Origin of the sequence: Methylomicrobium agile (genome assembly GCF_000733855.1) — a bacterium.
Classification (GTDB): Bacteria; Pseudomonadota; Gammaproteobacteria; order Methylococcales; family Methylomonadaceae; genus Methylomicrobium; species Methylomicrobium agile.
On the sequence record NZ_JPOJ01000001.1, the window covers coordinates 67784 to 78844 of the forward strand.

The 11061-nt window shown below is 45.2% G+C and carries 7 protein-coding genes and 1 tRNA gene; 4 read left to right on the top strand and 4 right to left on the bottom strand.

Annotated elements, in window-relative coordinates:
• Positions 1 to 12: 12 nt before the first annotated feature.
• From CC94_RS0100320 to CC94_RS0100335, 4 genes are all read left to right on the top strand, one after another.
• Positions 13 to 89 (top strand) — tRNA-Arg (locus tag CC94_RS0100320).
• A gap of 439 nt (positions 90 to 528) precedes the next feature.
• Complete coding sequence (locus CC94_RS0100325) at positions 529 to 1635, top strand: ISAs1 family transposase (protein ID WP_005373018.1); 1107 nt, start codon at positions 529 to 531, stop codon at positions 1633 to 1635.
• 99 nt (positions 1636 to 1734) lie between these two features.
• Positions 1735 to 2049 (top strand): hypothetical protein, encoded by a 315-nt coding sequence (locus tag CC94_RS0100330; protein WP_005373020.1) that lies wholly within the window; start codon positions 1735 to 1737, stop codon positions 2047 to 2049.
• Complete coding sequence (locus tag CC94_RS0100335; RefSeq protein ID WP_031429438.1) at positions 2046 to 2291, top strand: type II toxin-antitoxin system HicA family toxin; 246 nt, start codon at positions 2046 to 2048, stop codon at positions 2289 to 2291. Before CC94_RS0100330 ends, CC94_RS0100335 begins: the two co-directional genes overlap by 4 nt.
• 415 nt (positions 2292 to 2706) lie before the next feature.
• Here CC94_RS0100335 and CC94_RS0100340 read toward each other — a convergent pair whose 3' ends face one another.
• The 4 genes from CC94_RS0100340 to CC94_RS22700 form a co-directional block, all read right to left on the bottom strand.
• Positions 2707 to 7743 carry a tetratricopeptide repeat protein gene (locus CC94_RS0100340; RefSeq protein WP_425357671.1) on the bottom strand — a complete coding sequence of 1679 codons (5037 nt, stop codon included), beginning with the start codon at positions 7741 to 7743 and terminating at the stop codon, positions 2707 to 2709.
• Between the two features lie 433 nt (positions 7744 to 8176).
• On the bottom strand, positions 8177 to 9421 hold the full coding sequence (locus CC94_RS25370) for a 5'-methylthioadenosine/S-adenosylhomocysteine nucleosidase family protein (RefSeq protein ID WP_425411941.1): 1245 nt from the start codon (positions 9419 to 9421) through the stop codon (positions 8177 to 8179).
• A 369-nt stretch (positions 9422 to 9790) separates the two neighbouring features.
• Positions 9791 to 10489, bottom strand: a complete 699-nt coding sequence (locus tag CC94_RS0100350) for an NYN domain-containing protein (RefSeq protein ID WP_031429439.1) — start codon at positions 10487 to 10489, stop codon at positions 9791 to 9793.
• Positions 10490 to 10693: 204 nt separating this feature from the next.
• Complete coding sequence (locus tag CC94_RS22700) at positions 10694 to 10930, bottom strand: DNA methyltransferase (RefSeq protein ID WP_169740935.1); 237 nt, start codon at positions 10928 to 10930, stop codon at positions 10694 to 10696.
• Positions 10931 to 11061 lie beyond the last annotated feature (131 nt).

The window sequence follows — 11061 nt, forward strand, 5'->3', positions numbered from 1 at the left end:
AGTCGGCTCAAAGCGCCCGTAGCTCAGCTGGATAGAGCGCAGCCCTCCGGAGGCTGAGGTCAGAGGTTCGAATCCTCTCGGGCGCGCCAAAAATCTTCTTATCTATCAAAAAACTTACAGCGCAAAAATTATTGAATGGCTGTAAAGTGGCTGTTCCCCTTCCCTTCTTTATCTTCTTATCGCCAATTCGAACCGGCGTTTCTCTCATACCCTCCCTTTTCAAGATCAACTTTTCGCAAAAATCGCGTGGGCGAAAAGAAGTGAATTTGGCCCAGGGTTTGGCTGGTGGCGGTGAAAGAGGGGCGTAGGTTTGGCAGCCCCATAGGATGGGCTTCGTACCTCACCCATACTATCGTGCTGGATCACTTCATTATTGGCAAGAACGCAGTACATTCGTTCGCCGAACACGGGAAGATGTAAGAATCGATCGCCAATCCATCAAAGCCGGGACAACCCCAGGGCAATCGCGCTATCTCCCTATTGACATGAGCAAGCGTATAAAATAAGCCCTTTGCAGAGAAAACAAGGATGCCACCCAATCCAATGCCGTATTTCGAGGACCTCAAAGATCCACGCCGCGAGACGAAAAACAAGTTGCACAAGCTGAGCGATATTTTAATGATCGTGTTATGCGCCGTGCTGAGTGGCATAGAAGACTGGGTGGGCATGGAAGCATTCGCCGAAGAGAAAGAGGCGTGGCTGCGTGAGTTTCTGGAGTTACCGAACGGTATTCCATCGCACGACACCTTAAGCGATGTGTTGGGGAGGATTGATCCTAATGCCTTTCAGGAAGCCTTTTTAAGCTGGGTTCATACGGCGTTGCCGAGTCTGTCGGGCGAACAAATCTGTTTGGACGGCAAGACGTTGCGCGGCAGTCGCGTCGGCGACAAGGCCGTACATTTGCTGAGTGCGTATGCGGCCAAAGCGCGCTGGGTGTTGACGCAACAGGCGGTCGGCGAGAAAACCAACGAGATTACGGCGATTCCCGATCTGTTATCGATGCTGGACATGACCGGTGCGCTGGTCTCGATTGACGCGATGGGCTGTCAGAAGCGCATCGCCCAAACGATTATTGATGCCCAAGCTGATTACCTGCTGGCACTGAAGGACAATCACAAGGATTTGTGCGGCGACGTCAGGCTTTGGCTCGATACCGAAGCGATGGCCGGACACCTGCCTATGCATGAAACCGTGGATAAAGACCATGGGCGCATTGAAATTCGCCGCTGCCATTTAAGCGCACAGATCGACTGGCTCGAACAGAAGTCGGAATGGAAAGGCTTAGCCGCTGTCGGCCGGGTGGAATCGACACGCATTATCGGCGATAAAACGTCCGTCGAAACCCGGTATTATCTGTGTTCATTCATCGATCTGGAACGGTTTGCCGAGAGTGTACGCCAGCATTGGGCCATTGAAAACCAGCAGCATTGGGTATTGGATGTGCAGTTCAGGGAAGACGACAACCGGGCCCGAAAAGATCATTCGCCGGAAAACTTGGCGTTAATCCGGCGCGCGGCGTTGAATCTGTTGAATAACAACGGACCCAGTAAAGACAGCCTACGCCGACGAAAGCTACGGGCTTGTTTGAGCGACCGTTACCGTGCCGAACTGATCTTCGGAAAAAAACGGACATAGCGCGATTGCCCTGGGGACAACCCGGCTTTTTTGCGCGGTCTTTATATACCGGTCTGGTATACTGGTCTAGTAATAAATTACTAAAACCGCGAGCAAGCCATGGACCCCAAACAACTGATTTTGAAATGCTATGCCGAGCAAGAAGAAAATTGCTGGGTTGCTGTATGCATCAACTTCAATTTGGCCGCTCAAGGCGACTCATTCGAAGAAGTCAAAACCAAGCTGGAAGCGATGATAAACGATTATGTCTATGATGCGCTGGCAGGCGAAGACAAAGCGTATGCCGCGCAATTACTGTCGAGAAGCGCCCCGCTGTCCGCCTGGCTAAGATTTCATTTTATTCGGCTGAAAATCGCCCTGTGCCATACCCATCAGCGCATTTTTGATGAAACGATGCCTTTACGCCCGGCATGAGCGGCGATTATCCCCCGCTGACGTGCAAGGACGTTAAGAAAATTCTCGCTTATCTCGGATTTGTCGCCCGGCCTTCAAAAGGCACCTCGCATGAGCAATGGGTCAAGATGGAAAACGGCAGGCTGTATAAAGTCACCGTGGATTGCCCGAAAGCCCCTTTTTCGCAAACATTGATCAAAAGCATGGCTGAACAAGCCGGCTTGAAAAAGAAAGATTTCTACCGTATTTTTCAGCAGCTTTGAAGCCGGGGCAACCCGGCTTTTTTATGCCTGGTGATCATAAACCGGCCCGAAAAAACAAACAGCCGTCAGAGGCTGAGGTCTGAAAAAATACACCAAATAATACGCCACGCCAAACAAAACCGGACGCTTTTAAACACGTTGAGCCACTTTCAAGTTGATTAAACTATTGAGTCAAAGGGGTTTCAGCGTGTTTGAAAAAGTTGAAAAACTCCCCTGGACACGCTCCGGAGGCTGAGGTGAGAGGTTCGAATCTTTTCGGGTGCGCCAGTCTCTAGTGCCTCCTCTTCAAGAAGCCTTTTCTATTCTTATGAGCTACTTCCAACATTAGCTTTGGTTGGTAGTGTACTTTGCGTAACCTATTTTTGTTTCAACAACAGTACAAAATAATAGCCTTCTATTTCTTCTTGCGATTTGACTATAAAGCCCATAGTTCCGGCCAAACCTTTGGGGGCAAATAAGCTTCAATATTCCGAAGAAACCCATAAAAACTACCGCACTCATAAGCTTCTTCTGGCAATATTTCAACTATTCGTTTTGCCATAGCAATAAAAGCATTGATTTTTTGTTCATAGCTTTCGTTACGTTTAAGTTTGATTACCAGTTCCACTACTATCGACCAAAGCGTAGAGTCATCAGTAAGCCCCTTTATCGAAATATCCATAAGACGCTCACGCAATTTTAAAGCTTCTTCATCTCCTAATCGGCCAAGCACTTCAGCTATTCCAAAAAATAAATTTTTATTTTTTTCATTGAGTATGTTTTCATCAATCAGAACATTAAGTAAATTGATTAATGATTCAACCAATTCCTCTGGCACGGGAAAGCGTGCCAAAATCATGAAGTACCCTCCTAATACATTGACGTCAAGCTCTTTGGCAATAGATAGCCAGAATTGTATAGGAAGCGATGCAGAAAGAAGTTGTTCATGATTCAGCTGCGTCTGTAGCTTCTTCGCAATTGTCCAGCCTTGGCTATTAATGGGACTGTTTTTCGAGTTATTCAGGTAATCGGCAAATTCAAGAAATTCGAGCCCCCGAAGTTTGGCGTGATCAAACTTAAAGCAAGCTTCTAACAATGGTTGTATTAAATCCAAAACAGCTTGTTGAAAACCTTGTAAGGCATCAGTATTTCTCTCCAGTATACTTAATGTTCCTCCGATTACCGTTCTCCACCATGAAGCCGCCGATGGTAAAGTGGCATCTTCAGTATCGTCGAGATTACTTTCAAACGGATTTCTTCGGGTTTGCATGGCTGCCAATATAACTTCCAGATTTTTCGAAGCACTAGCCAAATAATTAGGATTCTGCAATTTTTCCCTGTTAAGGCTATCCATCATGCGATCAGTATAGACATATGACCATACCATGCGTTGCTCATAATCGTATTTCTTAAATTCTTCTTCGTTCTGGAAATGATTCCATGCGAGATGTAAAAGCTGTATATAGAGATCGAACTCCACATTCTTTTTAGGATTGGGCTCCAATGCCAGCAAAGTTTTGGTTAAGGATTCCGCTATAACCAAAGCCTCTGAACTAAATAATTGAAGGCAGGCGGCCAGAAGGTTTTGAAGAGTAATAGGATTGGAACTCGAATCGGCAAGCTCTCCAATTATCGGAATTAAACTATCAACCGAAATTCTGCTTTCAGATAAAGCCTGTTCGATTACTGTAACCAAATTCCAAGGAGGACCAAACGGCAAAGCAGCAAAAGTGGCAAAATGTTTCTTCCTTACATAAATATCGCTGCAAGTTCCAAACAACCACTCAACCATATTGGAAGCATTTGAGAGATCAATTGAAGACTCGAATTCGAATATTTCGCTATAAATAGGCAAAATCCAAGCCCAATCGTGCTCGGGAAGTTCCGATATTTCGAGCACTAACCCGGCAAAAGTGAAGAAAAAGCTGCTGCACCGTTCGCAACGTTGACGTAAGGCAGCGGCAGTGGTGCTGAATTCGTCACTGCTCAGCATTGGGCGATAATGCTCAGCAAGCTCTTTATCCAAAAGCTCCGCCCTAACCATATCTTCTAACCATTCAATACGATGGATCTGTTCAGGATGTTCCAAACGTTCAAATGGCCCCAGCATGCTTACTCTGACATCTGTACCGTTTATAGTTTGGCTCGATACGAGAATTGCATCGCCTACTCCACTTCTGGGTTTAAACTCTAAAGCAATCTTTCTTCCTTTCCGTGTTATGAATAACTGTTTATCTGGACCGAGTTTAATACAATCTTCTGCTAATTTTCTCCAATCATCTACCGAAAAGGATAAATTGAGCGAATCAATATGAACGACATCGATGAAATGTTTTTTTAAACGAGGTTCCAGATTAGGATGGTCGAGCAATTGATTCAGAACATCACTTGGAAGAAACTTCAGTGGACTCACAAATATATCAATCAGCCTTGCTTCTCTCTCATGTTTATGAAAATCATTCAACAATTTGATAACCAATTCCGCAAAGCGGGATAATGCAGTTTCGCGCAGTTGTGGGCAATTTCTCCAGGTGGGCTCTATATGCGCAAAAAGCCAGCGATAATACGCACTAATTGTCTGCGGTTGAGCTAAAAACTGCCATGCAAGGCTCATCCTGAAGCTTTGTTCTGTTGCCAAACCCTGTATCGGATCAGTTATACAGGCTTCCCACGACACTGCGCGCCCACGTTGCGGCAAAAACTGATAATAAAGCCAATCTGCGATTGCGATACGTTGGGTCGCATCAAATTTATCGGAAGTCCATACCGCTACCATTGCAGCATCGATAAAGCGATGGAGTTGAAACCGGAATTCGTTTTCTTCTGGCATTAACTCAGCACGAAATGGCGTCTTACTCAGTATGGAATTAGTCCTGAATAATGATGAAAGCGTTTGACGAAGGATTGCCAAAGAGGAATTTTCGAATAGCTCGTTTGAGTTCGGGGCAAGCTTAAGTTGTGCTAATTCTTCCAACAGATAAGAAACAGACGGAAGGCGGCAACTTACGCCTGCACGATATAAATTCCGAAAACACTCAAGGAATTTGCCATCACTGATTTTCTTACGTGAATGAAGCGCACCTAATACGTCATGGACACCGACAATAGGTGCTTGCCGGGAAACCGAAGGATAACTGCTCAGCATGCGGTCGTCGATCCAAACAGGCCAATCTATATCTTCCATACCTAGGAAAATTTCTTCCAGTTCGTAGCTTAACGGCTGGCCACTATGCTGTTTCGAAGGTCTTTTATAAAGCGGCAGTAATTTTATTTTGTTTTTCGATTTAAAACGTTTAAATTCGGTAAGCAAAGAATCTAACCAGTCCTTTACTTTTTTCCGATAACGATAGCTCTCAATATCGCGGTTTAGCTGTTCACGGATACCTTCAATACAATACAAATTAAAAACTTTGCTGGCAGCTTCTAATCCATCTAATTCAATCAGCAATTCAAGGAAAGGCCGGTCTACCAGCAAACCGGTTTTAATTCTTAATTGCTCTATTTTTCGAGGATCAACAGGATGCTTAGTTAATTGCTTAAGCAGGTTTTCTTCTAATAGCAATTCGCCCTTATCGCGCAAAATTGTTAAAACTTCTGCCTCCCTTAACCTCAGAGCTTCTAATTTATCGGGGATAATCCCAGACTCAAAGGTTTCAGTTGCAAACTGATCATCTACAATCCACAAATCATTTTTTTCGGCTAGGCACCAATTAACCCGATCCATAAGCTGCAAACCTTCGAAGTCTCCTGTTTCCAATACAGGTTGAGGCAAGAGAGTGATTGGCAGTGATCCTAAGCGATCAAGCAAGGTTTCTGACCGTTCGATCCTATCCGGCTGTATTTGCTCCAGACGTTGAATTTCATCCAATATCACAGTGAACAGAGAAGGAGGAACATAGATGTGCTCAAAGGCGCTTTCGAGAGAGGGAAAGAGTTTAAGCAAATGAGCCATCAAACAGGCCGAATAATCCATCGTTAAATTTCGGCCTTCCCAATTTCGAGGTAAAGGTTCGTAAGGCCTACCGCCATAAGCAAGTGGAAAAGGAACATGCTTGCCAACAGGTATGTCACGATTGTGATGCCAGTGCAAATAAAACTCGGCTCCTAATGTACGTCGTTCCATATCCAGCAAAAGATGGATAGGTAAGCCCCCTTCAATGAATTTATTCCAGTTTTCAGCACTTCGTTCTTGTTGTTCATGCATGTACTCCAACAAGTTCGGCAGCTTTGCTTTCCAAAATAAGCCCGTGTCGGAATAATCACGTTGCAGAACGGCCATTTGCATTGACGCCCAATCGCTATGACCGGCATTAAAGCCGATATGCATAGCATTGAGGAGTAGTTGTGGATCATTGGGAAAACGCTCAACAGCCCGCTTTGCCCAATCGAATGCTTCTTCTCGGTTTTGAGTTAAGGAGTAATGTGCAAGGTTTATCAATATCTGCGGTGTCTCATATCCCTGTTCAACGCCACGCTTTAAAATTTCTAACGCTGATGGGATATTCGCCATCTTTATCTGAAGCTGGGCACGCTGCATCAATAAAGATTCATCAGGATTCTGTGTCCAAAGATATTCACTCGTTTCCCAAGCTTGCTCATGCTGCTCAGTAGCTAAATAGGCTGCCAAACAGCCGCCATAGTAATCGTTGATTTTGTTATCGCTTTCGAAAATATGCTTGTTTTTCTCCAAAACATTTAACGCATCGGTCGGTGATTCCAGCGCCAGCCATGCTTGTGCAAGCGCAATAACAATATCTGCCGGAGTTTCCTTGAACAGGCTTAAACAGCAGTTAGCAGAAATAGTCAATTCCTGCCACATACGTTTCTGGCGTTGAAGTCTGACAAGATTAAGATGATCTAGCATTGTGCCTGGAGATTTAGCCAAACCTTCTGCGATCATAAGCGCCTTGTCTACTTCCCCTCGTTGTATCCAGTACCCAGCGGCAATCCTACGCTGCACAACACTTCCATCTAAACTTTTTATTCGGTTCTCCAATTCGGATAGACGACCTAATATACCGTGAGAATGAACCGCTTGATCAAACCAGCGCACTTTTTCATCAAGTGTTGAAAAGCGATGTTCATACCGCGAAAGATATTGCCAAGCAGATTCGGCTTGGTTTGTATGCAATAGTATCTCTACAAGTAGTTCGATCTGCCAGATTGGTGGATAGGGCTTTGTACAAGCGGTGGAAAGGGCTTCAAGGGTATGAATCCATTGGTAATCGGCAGCCAACCAAATAAGACATAAAATAGGAGAAGGAGCAACTGAATTTTCTATAAGAGCCAGTTTCGCCTTTTCAATAGCATCATTATGTTTTTCCGACAAATTAACGCAAACCGCAAGATACGCATCTATAACAGCTCGACCTATTTCTTTCTTTGTACTGGAAGTTACCAGCGTTAAAGCATGTTCCAAAAAATTTAAAGCATCTTGCATGCGTCGCTTCTGGTTAGCGTCAAGCGAAAACATTCTTGGTTGGAAAAAGTGCGGAGGAAGATCGCCAAGATTATGAAATCCAGCAGGCACTGCTTGCCAAAACGCAATGTAAGCAGCAGTCAATTGGAAAAGGGTACTATTTTCCTGCCTGGGCAGAGTAGGTTCGAGAACCAGCCAGGCACCATCAATGTTGCCAGCCGCTAAACGGCAAAGCGCTTGAAAACGCCGTATTTCGTCGGTGATGGGTATTTCGAGCTTCTTTATAAACTCGTCTGCTTCGGCTCCACGATTGAAATCTAATAGACATTTAAGAAGATTAATTGCCACTGGCTCCGAATCCAGCGGGGAAAGGATAGCAATGGCATCATCAAATCGATTTTCAGAAACCGCTTCAAATGCCCGATAGGTCCGATCGTCCAATTCTGGATTTAGGCGGCGAGCAGTTTGATAGTAGCGGCGGCATTCTTCAGGAGGTTTTTCGTCTTCTTGTGCCCAACGGGCCGCATGATAATAATAATTCGCTTGTATTTCCTGTGGTATTCGAGTGCCAGCCAAAGCAGCAAGCTCGGCTGACAATGCTTGCCAGGCCTCTTCGGCATCGCCACGCCCTCGCATTGAGCGAATTGATTCCAGTTTTTTCTGCCTTGGCTTCTCCTAAATCGACAAGCAATTGCTCAATATCATCCGATAAATTGGAAGAAACAATAATTGTTCTTTCAACAGACGAGCTGGCTCCTTCTGATGCCACAAACGGATTTCTATCGGCGCGCTGCCTTGGTGGATGATAGGATAAATTTTCGATCAATGACCTAGCATAAGCTGCGGCTACCAATGCTGCATGGTTTTGCCAAATATCGTTTTTCTGCTCATCACAATAATCACAAATACCTCGTATTACGATGTATTCACGTCCTGCGCTCCAAGATGCATCTGCCGTTCCCGATCCTTCCATCTCTATAGCGCGAACACCATGTTTATCCCGTAATTGATCGCGAAAAATTGCGTCCTTCAGTAGGGTATTTGCAGAACCGATAGCTGCTAGATGAATCTTGGGACTGTTTGGATGTCTATTACGCCACGGATCAATTGGATGTTTGATACGTTTTTTCTTATCACTTGAGTCACGTAATACATCTGTATTTGAAGACGGTCGTTGATAATCTTCTAGGTGATTGCATCGGGCAATATGATCCTGCCAAGGATGTTTCCCTAACAATCTTTCAGCTTCCAATGCTTTAGCCGCTGCTATTAAAAAAGCGCCAGGTTTAGGAGAGTTATCGCGGACCTCAATTAGGTTTGAATCTCGTTTATTATTGTCATACTGGAGAATGCCTTTTTCGTTGGTAACAACCACATCGCCGAGACGAACATGGCTTTCAACTTTCTTAGGGTCTGGCACTCCTCCAGCAATACCGACCATCAAAATACATTCAACAGTCGGGAAACTACGTATAAGATTCGCTATCGCCGTGGCAGCAACATTGTTGCCCATTTTTACAAGCGATGTCACCAAAACCTGATGAGGTTTTCCACCGCCACGGCTCGGTAAACTCCCCCACCAATACTGATTAGCATCATCTGGACAATCTGAATTCAAGGGAGTTGTCGAATCGAATATTGCTAGGCAAGCAGCTAATTCCTTCGGTAATGCCGTACAGATTGCTAAGCGTGGCTGAATATCTTTCTGGTTATCAGTATTATTAGTTTTCAACGATTTACCCATTCACACGTATTAAAAGCTGATCATCATTTTTTATCCTGAGTTTTATAACGCAATAGCATCTACTTAGTTATGAACTGATCGGAACAGTATAAAACCCCACAATAATTCATAAAAGTTGAACCTTCTGGGTTTAAATTTAACGGCCGGCCGAATATGCCGCGGACAGAAGCACCAACTTTCTGGAACAGGCAGGCAATCACAGCATAATCCCAGAAGCTTCCGTCCGTCGGTTTGGGGTTTGGAAAATTTTAAGTAGCTGGCTGGCTGGGGGGGCAGAGCCGTAGAGCGTAGGACGGTTTCGTGCAGTAAACCGCCATTCTCCTGAATCATAGCGGGTTACCTATCGACGAATTCGCCTTAAGCGTTAGGCATTCTACCTTGATTGACCGATTTTTTCTTAGGCCTCGGGCAAGTCGAATGCAATCCATCGATGTGTTCGAATAAATCGTCCGGGATGCTTTGCCACATGGGGTCCAAAATAAAGTCAATCCCTTCCCGACGGGCAAATTTGGCTGCGGGAACAAAATCGGCATCGCCGGATACCAGAACGATCCGTTCAGCCTGTTTTTTAAGGGCTATAGAGGTGATGTCCAATCCGATTCGCATATCGACTCCTTTCTGCCGGAAGTTGGGAATTAAATTATCCTCGGTCAATTGCTCTATCGTGATCTCGCGTTTTAGCAACCGTTCAGTAATTCCAGGCTTAAAGCCCCAGGTAACATCAGGTCCAATCCTTCCAAGACGCAAGGCCATTTTGCGTTTTCTTCGCAGTTCGTGATGCAACGCATGCCTAAATACAGCCTCGTTCGATTTAGCAAAATCAATGCATTTCTTGCTAATCGGATTATGCATTTTCTTCTCAAGCGGAGGGCAATCATAGAAAAAAATACGGTAAAGGGCGTTTATATGCTTTTCTTTATTACGCTCTCGCAAATGCAGCAATGCGCACCGAAAGGCTAAATCGGCTGCCCTCTTAGCATCAGCAGCATGCTCCGGAAATAGGGTGCGAAACCGCTTAATAAAATATGCCCCGTCAATTAAAATAGCTGTCTTCATGGGCTTGATAAAAATAGAAGGCAAAAAAAAGCCCAGAGGGTCGGCATATTAAAGATGATTTAAATATGCTTACTGCTAAGGGCTGGATTCGCTGCTAATGGTAATCTAAAACCAGGAAATGACAAAGAATATTTTATCTTTCGATAGCAAATGGCGCTTATTTGTTCATCAAATTACCTTGTAGCCAATCTGCTCATCGCCCTCTCAAACTCTTCTTTCCCCATTTTCACACCCCACAAATCCCCTTCCCAACGCCCGGCAAGCGATCGCCATCGAGCCGCTGCCGTCGAAGGTGTCGAGCACCATATCTCCGGGCCGGGAACTGGCCTCGACGATATGCCGCATCAAATCCAGCGGCCTTTCGCAGGGATGGTTGGCGGATACCAGGGCACCAGCTTGAAGTCCCAGACGTTGGTATAAAGCACGTGCTTGATCAGCCAAAATAACGGTTTTGCCGTTGGACGGCTTGATATTCCGCTTGCAGTTCCTCGTAGGGCTTCAGCGTGCCGCCGAACAGCTTGTTCAGCGCTCGATAATGCGCCGCACGTGGCAAGCTCTCCGTTGCGGATTCC

Excerpts from the sequence above, each read along its gene's own strand:
- CC94_RS0100340 (WP_425357671.1), bottom strand. The coding sequence starts at position 7,743 with ATGTTTTCGCTTGACGCTAACCAGAAGCGACGCATGCAAGATGCTTTA.
- CC94_RS0100350 (WP_031429439.1), bottom strand. The coding sequence starts at position 10,489 with ATGAAGACAGCTATTTTAATTGACGGGGCATATTTTATTAAGCGGTTT.
- CC94_RS0100325 (WP_005373018.1), top strand. The coding sequence starts at position 529 with ATGCCACCCAATCCAATGCCGTATTTCGAGGACCTCAAAGATCCACGC.
- CC94_RS0100330 (WP_005373020.1), top strand. The coding sequence starts at position 1,735 with ATGGACCCCAAACAACTGATTTTGAAATGCTATGCCGAGCAAGAAGAA.
- CC94_RS0100335 (WP_031429438.1), top strand. The coding sequence starts at position 2,046 with ATGAGCGGCGATTATCCCCCGCTGACGTGCAAGGACGTTAAGAAAATT.